Below are 18398 nucleotides of genomic sequence, written 5' to 3' on the forward strand. Positions count from 1 at the left end.
GGGCGGCCCCGTGGGCGGCGGGCACGCTGGGGCGGTCGGGCGTGCCGGGGTGGCCCGCGGTGCCAGGGTGGCCGGGCCGGTCGGGGTGGTGGCCCCGGGCGGCCCGGCGCGGTGCGGGCAGGATCAGCGCGGCTGGAACTGCGGGCCCTGCGGCGGCAACGCGAACTCCTCGGCCGTGGCCGGAGGCTGGGCCTGCGGCTGCTGGGTCTGGGGCTGCTGGGGCTGCGGGCCGGTGTTCGGCGGGGGGTAGCCGTAGCCGCCGGCCTGCTGGGCCTGCTGCTGCGGGTAGCCGTAGCCGGGGGGCGGTTGGTTCGGTGCCTGCTGGTTCGGTGCCTGGTGGGGCTGCGGGTAGGGCTGCTGCTGCGGGTAGCCGTACGCGGGGCGCGGCGCCTGGGGCGGGTAGCCGTAGCCGCCCTGCTGGTGCGGCGCGGGCTGCTGCGGGCCCGGCTGGGGGTAGCCGTACGCCGGCTGCGGCACCGGGGGGGCCTGCGGGGCGGGCGGGGCGGTCGGCGGCATGGTGGGCGGGGCCGGCGGCGGCGGGGGAGTGTTGGCGGGCACGGGCGGGGCCGTCGTCGGCGGCAGGGGCACGGCCGGGGCCAGGGTGAACGTGCCGGGCTCGGCCCGCGCGGCCGGGCGAGGGTCCGGTACGGCGGTGCGCGGGTCCACCGCGGGGGCGGCCGCGGCGACCGCGTCCGAGATCCCGGAGCTGCCGGCGTCGTCCTCGACGGTGATGCCGAAGTCGGTCGCCAGGCCGATCAGCCCGGAGGCGTACCCCTGGCCGACGGCCCGGAACTTCCAGGATCCGGCCCGCCGGTAGAGCTCGCCCGCGACCAGCGCGGTGACCTCGTCGGCCTCCGGCATCGCGAACTCGGCGAGTGCGGGTGCGCCGTCGCCGCCGGCGGCGTCGAAGAGCAGGACCCGCAGCCCGGTCACCGAGCGGAACGAACCGCCCTCGGAGGAGCCGGCCAGCACCACCCGGTCCACCTCGGGCGGCAGCTTGCCGAGCTCGGCCTCGATCGTGTCGGCGATCTCGGTGCCGCCGGCGGTCTGCTGCTTGGGCAGGTGGCGCACCAGCCCCGAGGGGTGGCGCGGCTGGTTGTAGAAGACGAAGTCGGCATCCGAACGGACTCTGCCGTCGGCGCCGAGCAGCAGTGCGGAAGCGTCCACGTCCGGCGCACCGGGCGTGGCGCTCCAGCGCAGCACGGCGCGGACCGCCGCCACCGGCAGTGCGATGTTGGCGCCCTTGGCCATCACGTGCGTCATAGCCGACCATCCTGCCTGTTCGCCACCCCTTCGGACAACGTGACCGAAGGTGGCGAAACGGTGGGACTTTGCCAACGCTTGCGCTTTGTGAAGCGGAGGGTAACCTTCCGAGAATTCGATGTTTCCGAGCTGCATTCGGCCGGAAGTCGTCCGTACGATAGGCGGCCAGAGGGCCCCGGGGGGTTCGGCAGGGGGTAATCAGACGCGCGGCGCCGGGAACCACGGCGCCCGGCGGGCCGGTTAACCACGGTGAGGCCCCGCACTCCGGGACGGGGTCCGACCGCCCCGCTCCGACCCCGGCACCCCGTATCCACGCCCGATCCGCCGCCCGCCCCGCGCCCGACCGCCCAGGGCTCGCCCGAGCACCGCATCGCGTACCCGCCCGAGCAGCCTGCCGCACACCCCCGAGCCCTTCGCACCCGCCCCAACCGGCGGCCGCAACCCCTGAGGAGAGCACCTTGCGCCATTTCGGCCACCTCGCCGACGACGTACGCGGCCGGCTCTTCCTCGAACAGCCCCGGGCCTTCACTCCGGAGAGCGACGCGGCCGTGCTCGCCACCGCGCTCGGCGCGACCCTGTACAGCCCGGCCACCAGGCCCACCCTGGGCGCGGACATCCGCAAGCAGGCGGCCCGGGGTGTGGTCTCGATGGTGCTCTGCCTGGAGGACTCGATCGCCGACCACGAGGTGACCGCCGCCGAGGCCAACCTGGTCGCGCAGCTCGGCGCGCTGTCCGGCAAGGGTTCGGGGGCCCCTGAGAGCACTCGGATCTCCATCGATTGCACACGGGATCTGCCCCTTCTCTTCATCAGGGTGCGCGCGGCCTCCCAGATCACCGACCTCGCCGACCGGCTCGGCCCGGCGGTCGGACTGCTCACCGGTTTCGTGCTGCCGAAGTTCACCGACGAGAACGGCGGCGCGTACCTGGAGGCGCTCGCCGCCGCCGAGGCCGCCACCGGCCGGCGGCTGTTCGCCATGCCCGTCCTGGAGTCCCCCGAGCTCGCCCACCTGGAGACCCGGCGCGAGCAGCTCTTCGGCATCGCCCGGCTGCTCGACAAGTACCGCGAGCGCGTCCTCGCCGTCCGCCTCGGCGTCACCGACCTGTGCTCCGCGTACGGCCTGCGCCGCTCGCCCGACCTGACCGCGTACGACGTCGCCCTGGTCGCGGCGGTGATCGGGGACGTGGTCAACGTGCTCGGCCGGGCCGATGGCACCGGCTTCACCGTGACCGGGCCGGTGTGGGAGTACTTCCCCGTCCAGGAGCGGATGTTCAAACCGCAGCTGCGCCGCACCCCGTTCGCCGAGGCCGAGCCCTCCGGGGAGGCGGTCCGGCAGCGGATCATCGAGCACGACCTCGACGGCCTGATCCGCGAGCTCGAACTGGACCGGGCCAACGGCCTGCTCGGCAAGACCTGCATCCACCCCAGCCACGTCCCCGCAGTGCACGCCCTCGCGGTGGTCACCCACGAGGAGTACTCCGACGCCCGGGACATCCTCGACCAGGAGCGCGGCGGTGGCGGCGTCCTGCGCTCGGCGTACACCAACAAGATGAACGAGGCCAAGCCGCACCGGGCCTGGGCGGAGCGGGTACTGCTGCGCGCCGAGGTGTTCGGGGTGGCCCGGGAGGACGTCAGCTTCGCGGAGCTGCTCTCGGCCTGCCTCTGCGGCTGAGGCCGGGGCCGGCGAGCCGGACGGCTCGGCACCGACCCGGACGGCTCGGCGCCGCCCAGCAGTAGCCCGGACGGCCTGGCGCTGTCCCGCAGTAACCCGGACGGCTTGGCGCTGTCCTGCAGTAACCCGCACGACTCCGCACCATCGAAGGCAGGACCAGCAGTGACAGCACAGCAAGAGTGGACCGGCCGCTGGGTGGCCGACCGGGCCGGCGTCGGCCTGACCGGCTCCGACCGGCTCCCCGAACTGGTCGGCCTGGCCCTGCGCGAGAACCGCAAGCGCGCCCACCTGCTGGTCTCCACCGTGCTCGGCAAACACGTCCCGCAGCGCCCGTCCGTCGTCCACGGAGCCGGCCTCGACCTCGGCCGCCGGGTGCGCGAGCTGCTCGGCGCGGACGCGGCCGCGCGCGCCGTCGTCCTCGGTTACGCCGAGACCGCGACCGGGCTCGGCCACAGCGTCGCCGACGGCCTGGACGCCCCCTACCTGCACTCCACCCGCCGCCCGGTCGACGGGGTGACCCCGGTCGGCGGCTTCGAGGAGGAGCACTCGCACGCCACCTCCCACCTGCTGCTGCCCGCCGACCCCGCGCTGCTCGCCGGCGACGGCCCGCTGGTACTGGTCGACGACGAGTTCTCCACCGGCAACACCGTGCTCAACACCATCCGCGAGCTGCACGGCCGCAACCCGCGCGGCCACTACGTCGTCGTGGCCCTGGTCGACCTGCGCGACGAGGCCGACCGCCGCTGGCTGGCCGACACCGCCGCGGAACTCGGCACCCGGCTCGACCTGGTGGCCGCCGCCAGCGGCGGCGTCGAGCTGCCCGCCGACATCCTGGACCGTGCCGAGCGGCTGATCGCCGAGGCCGGCCCGGCACCGGCGCTGCCGCCCGCCGCGCACGCCCCGCTGGTCCGGGCTGCCCTGGACTGGCCCGAGGGTCTCCCGGACGGCGGCCGGCACGGCTTCACCTCCGAGCACCGCGGGCAGCTCGACGCCGCACTGCCGCAGCTGGCCTCCCAGCTCGCCGCGGCGCTGGAGCCGGTCGGGGACGGCGGACGGGTGCTCGTGCTCGGCTTCGAGGAGCTGATGTACGCGCCGCTGCGCCTGGCCGGCGCCCTCGCGGAGCTCCTGCCCGGCGGCGACGAGCGGGTCCGCTACTCCACCACCACCCGCTCGCCCGTCCTCGCGGTCGACGACCCCGGGTACGCCATCCGCACCCGGCTCGCCTTTCCCGCCCACGACGACCCGAGCGACTCCGCCTCGCGCGAGCGCTACGCGTACAACGTCGCCCCCGGCACCGACCCGGCCCGCCGCTTCGACGCCGTCGTCCTGGTGGTCGACGACGTCGCCGACACCCCGGCCCTGCACGAGGGCGAGCGGGCCCTGCTGACGCAACTGCGCCAGGTCACCGACCGGGTGGTGCTCGCCGTCCTGCCCTCGCACCGGCCCTCGGAGCTGTCCTCGCACCGTTCCTCGGGGCGTTCCTCGGGGCGGTCCTCCACCCGTCTGCCGGGCCGTCTGCCGCGGCCGCTGTACGGCCCGGAGTTCTCCTCCTACCGCCCCGACGAGGTGGCCTGGCTGCTGAAGGACCTCTCCGACGTCCCGCTGGAGGCCCCCACCGAGGAGCGCGAGGAGGCCGTCCAGAACGGCGGCGCCCACTACGCCGAGTCGCTGCCGGTCGAGTACCAGCCCAGCCCCGCCTACCAGGAGCTGTTCCACCAGGCCCTGCGGGTCTCCGCCCGCCGGATCGCGCTCGCCGTCGGCACCGTCGCCGAGACGCTGGTGCGCGAACGCGGCCGCGGCCTGGTGCTCGCCTCGCTGGCCCGCGCCGGCACGCCGGTCGGCGTCCTGATCCGCCGCTGGCTCGCCTTCGCCCACGGTCTGGACACCCCGCACTACGCCGTCTCGATCGTCCGCGGCCGCGGCATCGACCCCGTTGCCCTGCGCTACCTGGACGCCCACCACCACGCCCCTGACGTGGTGTTCGTCGACGGCTGGACCGGCAAGGGCGCGATCACCCGCGAACTCGCCGGCGCCCTGGCCGGATCCGCGTTCAACCCCGAGCTGGCCGTCCTCGCCGACCCCGGCCGCTGCGTGCGGACCTACGGCACCCGCGACGACTTCCTGATTCCGTCCGCCTGCCTCAACTCCACCGTGTCCGGCCTGATTTCGCGCACCGTGCTGCGCGCCGACCTGATCGGCCCGGACGACTTCCACGGCGCCAAGCACTACACGGACCTGGCCGGCGGGGACGTCTCCGGGGCCTTCCTGGACACCGTCGCCGACCACTTCGCCGAAGTCCGGGAGGAGGCCGCCGGCGCCGCGGCCACGCTCGCCGCCGAGGACCGCACGCCCGACTGGGCCGGCTGGGCCGCCGTCGAGCGGATCAGCGCCGACTACGGCATCGACGACGTCAACCTGGTCAAGCCCGGCGTCGGCGAGACCACCCGGGTCATGCTGCGCCGCGTCCCCTGGAGGGTGCTGGCCCGCCGCGGCACCGGCGCCGACCTCGACCACGTCCGCCTGCTCGCCGCCCAACGTGGCGTCCCCGTCGAGGAGGTGGACGACCTGCCGTACTCCTGCGTCGGCCTGATCCACCCCCGCTACAGTCGGGGAGCGACCGGTGCCTCCGGCACGGCCGTCCTGGTGAAGGAGTCCTGAGCCCGATGAGTCCCAGTGGTTTCCTGGTCGCGAGCGACCTCGACCGCACCCTGATCTACTCCAACCGCGCCCTGGCCCTGGACGTGCCCGACCGGCTCGCCCCGCGGCTGCTCTCGGTCGAGGTGCACGACGGCAAGGCGCTCTCGTTCATGACCGAGCAGGCCGCCGCGCTGCTGGTGGAGCTGGCCCGCGAGGCGCTCCTCGTCCCCGCCACCACGCGGACCAGGACCCAGTACGAGCGGGTCAACCTGCCCGGCCCGACGCCCGGTTGGATCCCGGCCTACGCGATCTGCAGCAACGGCGGCCGGCTGCTCGTGGACGGCGTGCCGGACGAGGACTGGCAGACCGAGGTGGCCGGCCGCCTGGCCGCCGCCTCGGTGCCGCTGGCCGAGGTGGTCGAGCACCTGGCGCTCTGCGCCGACCCGGAGTGGACCCACAAGCGGCGGGTCGCCGACGACCTCTTCGCCTACCTGGTCGTGGAGCGCGCCGAGCTGCCGGCCGGCTGGCTGGACGAACTCACCGGCTGGTGCGGCGAGCGCGGCTGGGCCGTCTCGCTGCAGGGCCGCAAGGTGTACGCGGTGCCGGCGCCGCTCAGCAAGAGCGCCGCGCTGGCCGAGGTCGAGCGGCGGGTCGGCGGGGCCACCGTGCTGGCGGCCGGCGACTCGCTGCTCGACGCCGACCTGCTGCTCGCCGCAGACGCGGCCTGGCGCCCCGGGCACGGCGAACTCGCGGACAGCGGTTGGACGGCCCCCGGCGTCACCGCCCTCGACCAGGTGGGCGTGGCGGCGGGGGAGGAGATCGTCCGTCAGTTCCTGGCCCGGGTCCGGGGCGCGGTGGACGTGGTCGGTTCGGTGGGCCCGGTCGTCGCGGGCTGACGGCTGCGCCCGGTACCGGTCCCTGGTGTAGCTGCTGGTGCCCCGGTGCCGGTGCCCCTGGTGTCGGTACCCCGGTGCCGGTGCCCCTGGTGTCGGTGCGCCGGTGCAGGTGTCAGCCGCAGCAACCGCCGCCGCAGCAGCCGCCCCCGCCTCCGGACGGGGCCTGTTGCGCGGCGCCGCCGGAGGCTCCGCCGGTGACGGCGACGGCCGACAGCAGCTTTACGGTGTCCTCGTGTCCCTGCGGGCAGACCGCCGGCTCGTTGGCCTGCGCCATCGTGCGGCGGAGTTCGAAGGTGGCGCCGCAGGAGCGGCAGCGGAAGTCGTAGCGTGGCATACCCCGCAGGGTAGCCCGGTTCAGGCGGTGCGGCGCTTCTCCCGTACGTAGAGCTGCTTGCGCACCCGGGCCACCACCGAGCTGTCCGCCGCCAGGACCTCGGTGTCGAACCAGACCAGGGCCTTCTTGCCGTCCTGGGTGAGTTCGCGGATCTCGGCCAGCCGGTCATCGGTGAGCACGAACTCGGCGACGATGTCGCCGCGCCCGGGCGACACGAAGCTGATCTCGGCGGCGGCGTCCCAGACCACGTAGTCGCGCCCGAGGTTGTGCATGACCAGCAGCATCCAGAACGGGTCGGTCATCGCGAAGATCGACCCGCCGAAGTGCGTGCCCACGTAGTTGCGGTTCAGCCGCCCGAGCCGGAGCCGGACCGTCGTCCGCCGGAAGTCGTCGGAGAGGGCCAGCACCTTGATTCCGGCGAAGAGGAAAGGCGGCCAGAGGTTGATCCCGCGCCGGAACGTACGGGCGGAGACGTTGCGCTTTCGAGCCATGGCGCGACTCTAGCCCACGAAGTTACTCGTGGGTAACCGCCTTTTGTGCGTGGCTCTTCTCCCTGTCCCGGCCCTACCGCCCGGCCCTGCTCTCCCGGCCCGCTGCCGCCCTGCCCCCTACCTTCCCGGCTGCCCTACCGTCCTTGTCCTTCCGGCCGGCCGGCGGTCGTCCCCGCGCGCTACCGGTGACCGCCGATGTCGCCGCGGATCAACTCGACCACCTTCGCCGCCGTCTCCCGCACCCCGGCCAGCTCGGTCAGGAAGTGCCAGTAGTCGGGGTGCCGGCCGGCCGCCTCCAGCTCCGCCACCGCGCGGTCGAGCCGCCCGACCGCCGCGTCCAGCGGAGCCGCGTGCCGAGGGTCCGGCGCCTGCCGACCCGCCATCGCCAGCCGCTGGGCGTCGCGCAGGGCGAACCGGGTGCGCTCGATCTCCCGGTTCGGGTCGTGCTGCACCTCGTTCAGCTGCCGCAGCCGCTCGTTCACGGCGGCCACCGAGCCGTCCGCGGTGTCCAGCAGGGCGCGCACCGTACCGATCGCGCCCGTCGCGTCCGCCCAGCGCTGCTCGTCGCGCGCCCGCGCCGCCTCCATGAGCTTCTGCTCCGCCGCGTGCCCGGCCTCCGGCACCTGGTCCGGCACCCGCTGGAGGTCCTGCCAGCACGAGGTGGAGAACCTCCGGCGCAACTCGCTCAGCGCCGGCTCCACCGTGGCGGCCTTGGTCTCCAGCGCCTGGATCCTGGTCCGCAGGCTGGCCACCCGCCGGTCGATCTCCCGCGCCCGCTCCGGCAGGTGCGAGGCATCCGCCGCGACCGCCTCGGCCCGCTCCTTCACCTGCTCCGCGCGCTGCAATGTCGCCGCCACCCCGTGCCGGGCCGCGCCCTCGTTCAGCCGGCCCAGCTCCGGCGCCAGCTCGGCCAGCCGGGCCGCCAGGTCGTCCGCCTTCAGGCCCGCCCCGCGCACGGCCTCCAGCGCGTTGGTCGCCGCGAGCAGCGCCCGCTTCGCCTGCTCCACCGCCGGCGTCACCCGCATCAGCTGCGACTCGGCGTGCTGCAACACCGGCTGCAGCCGCTGCAGGAACCCGTTCAGCTCCGCCAGCGCCTGCCCAAGCTGCCCCTGCACGTCCTCCAACTGGCGCCGGGCCCGGGCCGCCGCCCCGGACTCCAGCTCCTCCGCGTCCAGGTCGTGCGCGTCCAGCGCGGCCAGGTAGTTCACGGTCACCTGGTCGACCCGGCCGGAGATCGCCTCGAAGTCCGCCGCCGCCTGCCGGGCCGTCGCACCGTCCTCCGCCGCGCGCACCGTCTCCACGGCCAACCGCACCTCGCGCTGGGTCGAGTCCAGCTCGTAGAACGCCTGCTGCGCCGCGTCCCGGGCCGCCTTGGCGTCCGCCCGCACGCCCTCGCCGCCGCGCCGCCCCCACCAGCCGCCGCCGCGCCCGCCACCGGCACTGCCGAACGCCGCGGCCCCGGCCGCCCCCAGCGCACCCGCCACCACGAGCGGCAACACCAGCGCCTCGGCCGCCGCACTCCCTGGCCGCCGCCCCCGCCTGTCCCCGCCGGCCACCCTCACTGCGCGCTCCCTGCTCCGACCGCTGATCCAGCGCCCATTCTTCCCGATCGCCCCACCCGACCGGCACCCCACCCGTCCCACCCCCCGACCACGTGCACCACACCACCTCCCGGACCAGGTACCCTAGGCAGTCGTCGTTGCCCGAACCGGGCCACGGCCGGGGGCGCGTAGCTCAGTGGTAGAGCGCTGCTCTTACAAAGCAGATGTCGGCGGTTCGAAACCGTCCGCGCCCACCCCTTGAACAGGCAAGACTGAGGCTGCGGCCCAGGCCGGGACAGGTGTCCCGGCCTGGGCCGCAGTGTTGTATGTAGTCTCTCTGTAGTGGCGCTGAGCCTTCCTGTACTTCGACTCGTGGGCGCCATCTCCTAAAATTCTCCTAAATGATCATGCCGTTTGCGCAGGTCAAGTGATGTGGCGCCCCCGGCCGTCAGAGGCTGAGAGCCGGCTGACCGGCTCGGCCGCCGGGACAGCCTGCGCGACTGCAGCGGCCGGCCCGATCGCACAGCGGCACGGGCTGCACACGGTGTCGGTGTTGGTACGGCTCAGGCGGGCGCCGCACCGGCCGCAGGTGGCGGGGACTTTCGAGGTGATGGCCTCGAGGCATCCGTCCTTCGAGGGATCGACTGATCATCTGGGAGGAGCTATCTGCTCAGCAGGCAGACGGTGTCCACGCCAGAAGCATTCAACTGCACAGACCGCGCGCCGATGCGTGGTTCGCTGAAATGAGGACAAGAGGTCTTGCCCTCCTGCTCATGTGCCCCTTCCATGGGGTGATCGGGTCAACCGACCAAGGGCCGCGAGAACTTGGGGGACAACGTGCCGCTCCGCTATGAGGTCATTGCCAGGGACCTCCGATCAAAGATCCACGCAGGTGAGCTTGCCAACGGCATGCGATTGTCCGCAGAGACAGCGCTTGCTGCCGAGTACGCGGTCAGCGTCCCCACCATCCGCCAAGCGATGGGACTGCTGGTCGACGAAGGCCTTGTTGAGAAGCAGCATGGTCGTGGGACGTTCGTCCGGAACGCGATCCAGCTCTCGCCAACAACCATCCTCTTGGCAGTCGAGCAGCGGGAGCAGTTCGACGCCGAGTGCACGGCTTTCCTGCACGGGTGGTGGAATCGCGCCCAAAGCGGAGTGGCGTGGTTCGACAACACCTGACCGAGCCTCCGCACGTTGCTTCCTGGAAGCACGGACTTCGGTTGGGAGGACCCCGGGCGGGCAGTGTGATTTGCACCTCAGGCCAGCGGGTGGAATGCGATTGATCAACGACACTGCCGCACTGAGTCTGAGATCCTTTGATCGTTTGTCGTCAGCTTCTGACGCGTGGTCGTACAACGATGGGGGTCTCGATGGTCGTGACGGAGAATGGGTGGATCGGGCGGCGCCTCGTGGCAGCGGCTGCTCTGCTGCTTCCGCTGGTCACCAGCTGTGGAAGCTCCGGGCAGCCCGCCACCGGACCGGGAAGCCCCGGTACAGCACCTGCCCAGGCTTCCCCGCAGACGCCACCGGTCGCCGCGAATGCGACCTTCCGCGAGCACGACCTCGTGATCAGTGCGGGCTGCACGGTGCCTGCCTCTCGGTCGGCGAAGGTCTGGGTGCACGGGTTCGAACCCGGCAGTTGGAAGACCGTGGCCTCGGTCGAGTTCACCCTGCCCCCGGCGGCGGTCGGCTCACGGCAGGGGACCAGGCTGAGTGCCCTTCAGGAGCTGTGCGCGGGGAACTTCCCGAATCCCGGGAGCAGTGGGGAGGAGGCCTCCGACTCCGCCTTCGGTCCGCGCATCCGGCAGCTCTTCGACCACGACTTCAGCAGGCTCGCGGTCGTGACCGTGGACGACAAGACCGGCGCGAACCACGTTGGCTACGTCGATCTCGCTGGCCACTTCACCGATCTCACCGGTACGTCCTCCGGCTTCACCAGTCTGCCCAAGGAGAAGGACGCCCTCTTCGCCCCCGATGGCGGGAGCGTCTGGTTCACGTACCGGGATCCGAACGGTCAGGACCACATTGCCAGCCGTGACTTGTCCGCCGACCACCGGCTGACCGAGCAGTGGTCGGGGTCGAGCGCTGCATTTGGGGACCTCGGCCTGTCGCTCGGCGGTACCCGATGCACGGTGTGGTCGGAGGGAGCGTGTACTTCAGTCCGGACGGAAGGCGCGCGGTCGGATACGTCGACGGCGAAGGCCAGAACGTGGTGGCTGTGACGGCGAACGGCGCCCTGAAGGCGAACGGTTCCGCCGGCAAGATCAAGGACATGGAATGCCGGCCGTCAGGGTGGGTCGACAACCACACCCTGCTCTGCGCCCCCGACCGGCTGGGCGGCGCGAAGCCGCCGTACCAGAACAATCTGTGGACCCTCGACGTCGACCGGATGCACCCCAACGACTACGAGAATGCCAAGGACGCCGCCGGCACCGTCCTGCTCCCGGCCACCGACCGGAAGAATTTCCCCAAGGCCGTCTCCGCCGACGGCAAGAAGCTCCTGTTCCGTTCCGTCCAGGGCAAGCAGGAGACCGCATTCGTCACCGACCTGACCCCTGGCGCCCAGCCTCAGCAGATCACCCCCGACGAGGCCGCGACTTCCCTCGGATACGTCGATGTACCCCTGGAGTGGCGCTGACCACCCGTCGGCCTCCCCGCTGGGGGTCCGAGATCCCGTGTATGCACCAGTGGGCTGCCATCGCCACCCGACATCAACATTTCTGGACGGAGGTGGACGGGCACACTCCAGGAGGCACCCGCTTCGGGCGGCCGGAGGTACGCAAGCTGGATGCGAGCTTGCTATGGCCAGAACGCACGGGTCAGGTCGGACGTCTCTCCCGGACCGCCAGTGGACTGACCGGCACTGGCGGCTCCTGGACTCCGCTGACGGCAGATCCTGACGGCAACACCGATGGACATGAGGCGGCAAGGAGGGCCGCCAGCGCCCGGCTGTCGAGAGGCGCGTGCGGCTCCGCTCAGCCTGCCCGAGAGGTCGAACGAGCTTACAAAGCAGATGTCGGTGGTTCGAAACCGTCCGCGCCCACCCCTTGAACGGGCAAGACTGAGGCTGCGGCCCAGGCAGGACAGGTGTCCCGGCCTGGGCCGCAGTCGTGTGTACGTATTGAACCTGTAGCCGCTCTGAGGCTGCCTGTCGTCTGGCTGGCGAGAGCCGCCCCTGAATTCCTCCCAAATGATCGGGCCCTTTCCGCTGGTCACGGTACGGATGACAGAGAAGCGCCCCCGCCGACTGTCACGGCCGGGCGCATCAGGCAGGGGAGGGGAGGAGGAGCCCGCTGAGAGCCACGGCCGCGGCGGACGGCAAGCCGGGTGATCGCATCCTGAGCCCCGCGCAGGCAGGAGAATGGCCGTCAGTTCATGGCTTGCTGATCGTAGGTCGGCCGGCTGAGCTGCGGGGTTACGTGCTCCGCTTGCCGATCTGGCCCCACACGTAGCGATGCCGCGCGATTCTGAAGATCTGTTCCAGCCTGGCTGGGGGAAGCTCCTCCGGCCGGGACGGCAGGATTGAGCCGATCTGTTCGGCGTCGGTGACGGCCACGGCGGGGGTGGCGCGGTAGGTGATCTTCTGGGCGCCCACCACAGCGATCACCGGGTGCACGGGCACCTTGAAGCCGCACCATCCGGTCAGGAGGTCGGCGGTTCGCCCGGGCCTCGAATTCGGAGTTCTCCAGGTACGGGAGGCCATTGCGGTTGACCTTCACGATCTTGTCGCCGACCCACACAGTGGCTCCGGGGTGATGCTTCGAGTTGACTGTGAAGACGCCCGGCGGCCAGATCGCCACGTGGTCGATGTCAGCCCCGGACGGCAGCGGCACTCCGTGCAGAACCTTCCACCCGGTGGCTTTCAACGCTTCCAGGTGAGCGCCCACGATCTGCTCGCCTTCAAGTCCCTGAAGCGTCCTGAAGCGTCCTGAAGCGTCCTGGGGTGGTCGCCGAGGCGTTGCCGGGAGAACTTGGCTGCCAGACGAACGAGAAGCTTGTAGGTCTCCTCACCCTGACGTACCAGCCGCTCCAGCCCGGCGCCGGGGAGGTTCCGCGCAAGGTCGTCCTCTTCTCGCATGGGCGGAAGGAGGGGCAACCCCGACGGAGGCTGCGGCTCCTGAGGCGGGGCTACCCGCATCGACTGCTGCTTCTCCTCGCGGCGTCGAATGGTTCGCGGTGGCACATGGCTGCCGAACGAGCCGCACCACTCCTCGACCATGACCAGGGCAGCGCCCTCGAACTCCGGGATGTCCACCCGGACCACCCCGGTCTTGCAGTCCAGCCAGGCAACCGAGTCACCACGGGCGCCGGCCTTGTTCACGTAGAGCCGTTCCTTGCCCAGCACCCGTCATGGCTCGACCACCAGGTCAGTCATGTTGCCCCCTCCCGCGTGTCCTCCCTGATACAGGATCAGCGGCGCTGACCGCGTCGGGCTGGACGAGCGCTCGGCTGGGCGGTGCCGGGGTGGCCCGGGCGTCCCGGGGTGGCCTGGGCGGTGCCGGGGTGGCCCGGGCGGTGCTGCGCAACGTGGCGGGCGGGCGTGCTCGCACGGCCGTGACGTACAGCGGCGGCGTGCTGCTCGACCGCTTCACTGGGTGAACCCGGCCGTCCTGCGGGGTGAATCGGGGTGGACGGCCGGGCAGGCCGGGGGTGGATCGTTCCGGGAGGCGGGTGGCCGACACCTGTGTTTGTGTGGGGCTCGAACTGCTTGGGAGAGGTGATCCACCGTGACGATTCCCCCGTTCGGGTCGAACGATCCGTTCTCCGATCTGCTCAGCCGGTTCTTCGGCATGAGCCCGCTGGCCTCCCCGCCCGCGGTGCAACGGGTGCCGATCGGGCGGTTGCTGAGTGAGTCCTCGCAGGAGCTGCTGGCGCTCGCCGCACGGCGCGCCGCCGAGGACGGGAGCAGCGACCTCGACACCGCGCATCTGCTCTGGGCTGCCACCCGGGTGGAACCCTCGCGCCGGATGCTGGAGCGCGCCGGCATCGATCCGGACCGGCTCGCCGACGACCTGAGCCGGGAGCTGCCCACCGGGAACGCGGAGGTCGAGGCGGACGGGCGGCCGGCGCTCACCCCCTCCGCCAAGCGCGCGCTGCTCGCCGCGCATGCCCGGTCGCAGGCCGCGGGCGCCTCCTACATCGGGCCGGAGCACATCCTCGGCGCGCTGTTGGAGGAGGAGCGCTCGGGCGCGGGCACGGCCCTGCACAACGCGGCGCCCTCGCAGGAGGCGCTGCGCACGGTGATGGACGGGCGCGGGGTCGGGGGCGAACGCAGCAGCACCGGCGCGCGTCCGAGCCAGACGCCGACCCTGGACGAGTACGGCCGGGACCTCACCGAGGAGGCGCGGTCCGGCAGGCTGGACGCGGTGGTGGGGCGGGCCGAGGAGATCGAGCAGACCGTCGAGATCCTCTCCCGGCGGACCAAGAACAACCCGGTGCTGATCGGTGAGCCGGGCGTCGGCAAGACCGCGATCGTCGAGGGGCTGGCCCAGCGGATCGTCTCCGGGGACGTGCCGCAGAGCCTCAAGGACAAGCGTGTGGTCAGCCTCGACCTCACCGCGCTGGTGGCCGGTTCCAAGTACCGGGGCGAGTTCGAGGAGCGGCTGAAGAGCGTGATCGACGAGGTCACGGCGGCCGGGAAGAGTGTGATCCTCTTCCTGGACGAGCTGCACACCGTGGTGGGCGCGGGCGGTGGCGGCGAGGGCTCGATGGACGCGGGCAACATCCTCAAGCCGGCCCTGGCCCGGGGCGAACTGAGCGTAGTCGGCGCCACCACGTTGGACGAGTACCGCAGGCACATCGAGAAGGACGCCGCGCTGGAGCGGCGGTTCCAGCCGGTGCTGGTGCCCGAGCCGACCGTCGGGGAGACGATCGAGATCCTCCAGGGGCTGCGCGACGCCTACGAGGCGCACCACCAGGTGCGGTTCACCGACGGGGCGTTGGACGCCGCCGCGACCCTCTCCGACCGGTACGTCAGCGACCGCTTCCTGCCGGACAAGGCGATCGACCTGCTCGACCAGGCCGGTGCGCGGGTACGGCTGCGCAGCCTGAGCGGCTCCACCAAGGCGATGCCGGTCCAGGACCGGATCACCAAGCTGCGCCGGGAGCTGGAGGAGGCGGTCGCGGACGAGGAGTTCGTGCGCGCGGCCAACCTCAAGACCGAGCTGCGGCAGACCGAGGACGAGCTGGCCGCGATCGCCGAGGGCCGCGAGGAGGTCGTCGAGGTCACCGCGGACGACATCGCGCAGGTGCTCTCGCGGCGGACGGGCATCCCCGTCGCCGAGCTGAACGCGACCGAGCGCGATCGCCTGCTCAAGCTGGAGGAGCACCTCCACCAGAAGGTGATCGGGCAGGACCAGGCGGTGACGGCGGTCGCCCAGGCGGTGCGGCGCGGCCGGGCCGGGATGGGCGACCCGGACCGGCCGACCGGCTCCTTCCTCTTCCTCGGCCCGACCGGCGTCGGCAAGACCGAGCTGGCCAAGGCCCTGGCGGCGCTGCTGTTCGGCGACCCGGACCGGATGATCCGCTTCGACATGAGCGAGTTCCAGGAGAAGCACACCGTCTCCCGTCTCGTCGGCTCCCCGCCCGGGTACGTCGGCTACGACGAGGCCGGCCAGCTCACCGAGGCGGTCCGCCGCAAGCCGTACAGCGTGCTGCTGTTCGACGAGGTGGAGAAGGCGCACCCGGACGTCTTCAACCTGCTGCTCCAGGTGCTGGACGACGGGCGGCTGACGGACTCCCAGGGGCGTACGGTCGACTTCCGCAACACCGTGGTCATCATGACCAGCAACATCGGCTCGCAGCGGATCCTCGACCATTCGGGTGACGTCGACGAGATCAAGGACGACCTGATGAGGGACCTGCGGACGCAGTTCCGTCCGGAGTTCCTCAACCGGATCGACGAGGTGATCGTCTTCCACGCGCTCACCCGCAAGGACCTCCTCCGGGTGGTCGACCTGATGCTGGACCGCAGCCGGCGCCGGCTGAAGGCGCAGGGCGTGCAACTGGAGGTCGCCGAGGAGGCCAAGGAGTGGCTGGTGAACCGGGGCTACCAGCCGGAGTTCGGGGCGCGGCCGCTGCGCCGGACCATCCAGTCGGAGCTGGACAACCGGATCTCCAACCTCCTGCTGGACGGCAGTGTGCAGGAGGGGGACACGTTGATCGCGGGGGTGAGTGACGGGGAGCTGGTGGTGACGGTGGCCCGGCCGGAAGCCTCGGCCACCTTCGAGGAGGCCGAGGAGCCGGCTGCGGCGGAGGGTCAGAGGTGAGCTCGCGTTCGCGCGTACTCCCGCGGGAGTACGCGCGAACGCGACTCTCGGGTGACGCGGCGGGGTGCGCGCGGGGTCTAGCCTTCCGGGCATGACGCCGCGTACACCTCAGCCGCCGTCGGCGCGTTCCGGGCCGCCCCCGGGGGAGCATCCCGCGCCGGGCGGGTTCGGCACGCCCCCGGGCGGGCATGCCGAGCCGTGGCGCCCGCCGTGGGTGCGGGCCGCCAAGGCGGGCTGGCCGGTGGCGGCGGCGGTCGTGGTCGCGGCGCTCCAGGTGGTGGGGTCCACCGCGGCCGGCCGGCACCAGAGCGGGCGGGTCCCGCTGGACGCCTTCGGGTACGTCCTGCTGGTGCTCGGGCCCGTGCTGCTGGTGCTGCGCCGCCGGTGGCCGGTGGCGGTGGTCGCGGGGACCTCACTGGTCACCGCGGTGTACCTGACCGCCGGGTATCCGTACGGGCCGGTCTTCCTGAGCTGGGTGATCGCCTGTTGTGCGGCGGTCGGCTCCGGGCACCGCCGGGCCGCCTGGGCCGGGCTCGGCGGGGTCTACCTCGTCCATGCGCTGGTCACCTTCGCGGTGCCGGCCGACTGGCAGCGCGCGGCTCCGTCGACGATCACCTGGTGGCAGGAGCTGGGGCTGATCGCCTGGCTGCTGCTGGTGGTGTCGGTCGCCGAGATCGTGCGGTTCCGGCGGGAGCAGATGGCTGCCCACCGGGAGTACGAGCAGCAGCTGGCTCAGCGCCGGGCCAACGAGGAACGGCTGCGGATGGCGCGGGAGTTGCACGACATCCTGGCGCACAGCCTCTCGCTGATCAACATCCAGGCCGGGGTGGCGCTCGCGCTGATCGACAGCCGGCCGGAGCAGGCGCGGACGGCGCTGACCACGATCAAGGCGACCAGCAAGGAGGCGCTCGGCGAGGTCCGCCAGGTGCTCGGGACGCTGCGCGCGCCCGGGGCGGCGGCGCCGCGCGGCCCGGCGCCCGGGCTGGACCGGCTCGACGAGCTCACCGAGCAGGCGGAGCGGGTCGGGCTGGAGGTCGAGGTGCACGAGACGGGCCGCCGGCGCGCGCTGTCCGCCGGCGTCGACCTGACGGCCTTCCGGATCGTCCAGGAGGCGCTGACCAATGTGATCAGGCACTCGATCGCCCGGCAGGCGGCGGTCGTGCTGGACTGGAGGGATCCCGACTCGCTGGTCGTCAAGGTCGACGACCCGGGCCCGGCCTCGCTTGGAGACGCGGGCGGGACGGGCAGTGGGCTGGCCGGGATGCGGGAGCGGGTCGCCGCGTTCGGCGGCAGCATCACGGCGGGGCCGGTGGCGCCGTCGGCGGGGGGCGGGTTCCGGGTCCGGGCGGTGCTGCCGACGCGGCAGGGGCCCACGGTCGAGCCGACGGGCCCGGCAGGCGAGGGGCCGCGGCCCACCGGCGAGAGGCCGGAGTCCAGGGGTGAGGGGCAAGGGCCCACCGGCGAGAGGGAGTGCTCGTGATCAGGGTACTGCTGGCGGACGACCAGGTGCTCGTCCGGGCCGGGTTCCGGGCGCTGCTCGACATGCAGGACGACCTCACCGTGGTCGGCGAGGCGGACGACGGCGAGGCCGCGCTCCGCCTGGCCCGCGAACTCCTGCCGGATGTCGTCCTGATGGACATCCGGATGCCCCGGATGGACGGGCTGGAGGCCACCCGCCGGATCGCCGCCGACCCGGCGCTGGCCGAGGTGCGGGTGGTCGTGCTGACCACCTTCGAGCTGGACGAGTACGTCTTCGAGGCACTCCGCTCGGGGGCGGCCGGGTTCCTGGTCAAGGACACCGAGCCGGCCGAACTGCTCCGTGCCGTCCGGGTCGTGGTCGCGGGCGACGCGCTGCTCTCGCCGGGGGTGACGCGTCGTCTGATCGGTGAGTTCGCCGCCCGCTCCAAGGCGCCGGAGGCGGCGGTGGCGGGCCTGACGGACGTCTCCGTGCTCACCGAGCGTGAGCGGGAGGTGCTGGCGCTGGTCGGCATGGGGCTCTCCAACGAGGACATCGCGCGCCGGCTGGTGGTCAGCCCGCTGACCGCGAAGACGCACGTCAGCCGGGCCATGGTGAAGCTCGGCGCGCGGGACCGGGCGCAACTCGTGGTGCTGGCCTACGAGTCGGGGCTGGTCCGGCCGGGTTGGCTGGGCTGAGGCACGGGCGGCCCGGGCGCGGGTGGTTCAGGCACGCCGCGGGGTACCCGAGGGGGCTCCTTACTCCCCGCGCCCCTGCGTCGCGGCCGTCGTACTCCCGCGGGAGTATCCCGACTGCCGCTCCCCGGAGGACGCGGGAGTAGC

The 18398-nt window shown here is 72.6% G+C and carries 15 protein-coding genes, 1 tRNA gene and 1 pseudogene; 10 read left to right on the top strand and 7 right to left on the bottom strand.

Going from position 1 to position 18398, the window contains the following annotated elements; all coding sequences use genetic code 11:
- Positions 1-123: 123 nt before the first annotated feature.
- The gene (locus tag OG286_RS27295; protein WP_396319595.1) at positions 124-1263 is read right to left on the bottom strand and encodes a TerD family protein; all 1140 of its coding nucleotides are present in this window, start codon (positions 1261-1263) and stop codon (positions 124-126) included.
- A 458-nt stretch (positions 1264-1721) separates the two neighbouring features.
- On the opposite strand from OG286_RS27295, the gene OG286_RS27300 reads away from it, so the two are divergent.
- The 3 genes from OG286_RS27300 (at position 1722) to OG286_RS27310 (ending at position 6466) form a co-directional block, all read left to right on the top strand.
- Positions 1722-2933, top strand: a complete 1212-nt coding sequence (locus OG286_RS27300; RefSeq protein ID WP_396319594.1) for an HpcH/HpaI aldolase/citrate lyase family protein — start codon at positions 1722-1724, stop codon at positions 2931-2933.
- 162 nt (positions 2934-3095) lie between these two features.
- Positions 3096-5591: a phosphoribosyltransferase gene (locus OG286_RS27305; protein WP_405365830.1), complete on the top strand. Its 2496-nt coding sequence runs from the start codon at positions 3096-3098 to the stop codon at positions 5589-5591.
- Between the two features lie 5 nt (positions 5592-5596).
- Positions 5597-6466, top strand: a complete 870-nt coding sequence (locus OG286_RS27310; RefSeq protein ID WP_405359703.1) for an HAD family hydrolase — start codon at positions 5597-5599, stop codon at positions 6464-6466.
- 112 nt (positions 6467-6578) lie between these two features.
- Here OG286_RS27310 and OG286_RS27315 read toward each other — a convergent pair whose 3' ends face one another.
- From OG286_RS27315 to OG286_RS27325, 3 genes are all read right to left on the bottom strand, one after another.
- Positions 6579-6800, bottom strand: a complete 222-nt coding sequence (locus OG286_RS27315) for a zinc ribbon domain-containing protein (protein WP_396319591.1) — start codon at positions 6798-6800, stop codon at positions 6579-6581.
- Between the two features lie 20 nt (positions 6801-6820).
- Positions 6821-7291 carry a DUF4442 domain-containing protein gene (locus OG286_RS27320; RefSeq protein WP_405359701.1) on the bottom strand — a complete coding sequence of 157 codons (471 nt, stop codon included), beginning with the start codon at positions 7289-7291 and terminating at the stop codon, positions 6821-6823.
- A 179-nt stretch (positions 7292-7470) separates the two neighbouring features.
- Positions 7471-8790 (bottom strand): hypothetical protein, encoded by a 1320-nt coding sequence (locus OG286_RS27325; protein WP_396319589.1) that lies wholly within the window; start codon positions 8788-8790, stop codon positions 7471-7473.
- 224 nt (positions 8791-9014) lie between these two features.
- On the opposite strand from OG286_RS27325, the gene OG286_RS27330 reads away from it, so the two are divergent.
- From OG286_RS27330 to OG286_RS27345, 4 genes are all read left to right on the top strand, one after another.
- A tRNA-Val gene (locus OG286_RS27330) sits at positions 9015-9086 on the top strand.
- Positions 9087-9657: 571 nt separating this feature from the next.
- Positions 9658-10011: a GntR family transcriptional regulator gene (locus tag OG286_RS27335; protein WP_405359699.1), complete on the top strand. Its 354-nt coding sequence runs from the start codon at positions 9658-9660 to the stop codon at positions 10009-10011.
- 470 nt (positions 10012-10481) lie between these two features.
- Complete coding sequence (locus OG286_RS27340) at positions 10482-11054, top strand: hypothetical protein (RefSeq protein WP_405359697.1); 573 nt, start codon at positions 10482-10484, stop codon at positions 11052-11054.
- Positions 11051-11470: a hypothetical protein gene (locus OG286_RS27345; RefSeq protein ID WP_405359695.1), complete on the top strand. Its 420-nt coding sequence runs from the start codon at positions 11051-11053 to the stop codon at positions 11468-11470. The genes OG286_RS27340 and OG286_RS27345 overlap by 4 nt, the downstream gene beginning before the upstream one ends.
- Positions 11471-12247: 777 nt before the next feature.
- Here OG286_RS27345 and OG286_RS27350 read toward each other — a convergent pair.
- From OG286_RS27350 to OG286_RS27360, 3 genes and pseudogenes are all read right to left on the bottom strand, one after another.
- Positions 12248-12535 carry a hypothetical protein gene (locus OG286_RS27350; protein ID WP_405366098.1) on the bottom strand — a complete coding sequence of 96 codons (288 nt, stop codon included), beginning with the start codon at positions 12533-12535 and terminating at the stop codon, positions 12248-12250.
- 85 nt (positions 12536-12620) lie between these two features.
- Positions 12621-12719: pseudogene (locus OG286_RS27355) on the bottom strand (NERD domain-containing protein); the annotation flags it as partial.
- On the bottom strand, positions 12695-13177 hold the full coding sequence (locus tag OG286_RS27360) for a hypothetical protein (RefSeq protein WP_405359693.1): 483 nt from the start codon (positions 13175-13177) through the stop codon (positions 12695-12697). The gene OG286_RS27360 and the pseudogene OG286_RS27355, both read right to left, overlap by 25 nt.
- A gap of 382 nt (positions 13178-13559) precedes the next feature.
- Here OG286_RS27360 and OG286_RS27365 point away from each other — a divergent pair, with 382 nt between their 5' ends.
- The 3 genes from OG286_RS27365 to OG286_RS27375 all read left to right on the top strand — a co-directional run bounded on the left by OG286_RS27365 (position 13560) and on the right by OG286_RS27375 (position 18254).
- Positions 13560-16100, top strand: a complete 2541-nt coding sequence (locus tag OG286_RS27365) for an ATP-dependent Clp protease ATP-binding subunit (RefSeq protein WP_405365831.1) — start codon at positions 13560-13562, stop codon at positions 16098-16100.
- 91 nt (positions 16101-16191) lie between these two features.
- Positions 16192-17580, top strand: coding sequence for a sensor histidine kinase (locus OG286_RS27370; protein ID WP_396319584.1), 1389 nt, complete (start codon positions 16192-16194; stop codon positions 17578-17580).
- The gene (locus OG286_RS27375; RefSeq protein WP_396319583.1) at positions 17577-18254 is read left to right on the top strand and encodes a response regulator; all 678 of its coding nucleotides are present in this window, start codon (positions 17577-17579) and stop codon (positions 18252-18254) included. Before OG286_RS27370 ends, OG286_RS27375 begins: the two co-directional genes overlap by 4 nt.
- Positions 18255-18398: the final 144 nt, after the last annotated feature.

This window comes from Kitasatospora sp. NBC_00039, assembly GCF_045160625.1.
In the GTDB taxonomy this organism is placed as follows: Bacteria; Actinomycetota; Actinomycetes; order Streptomycetales; family Streptomycetaceae; genus Kitasatospora.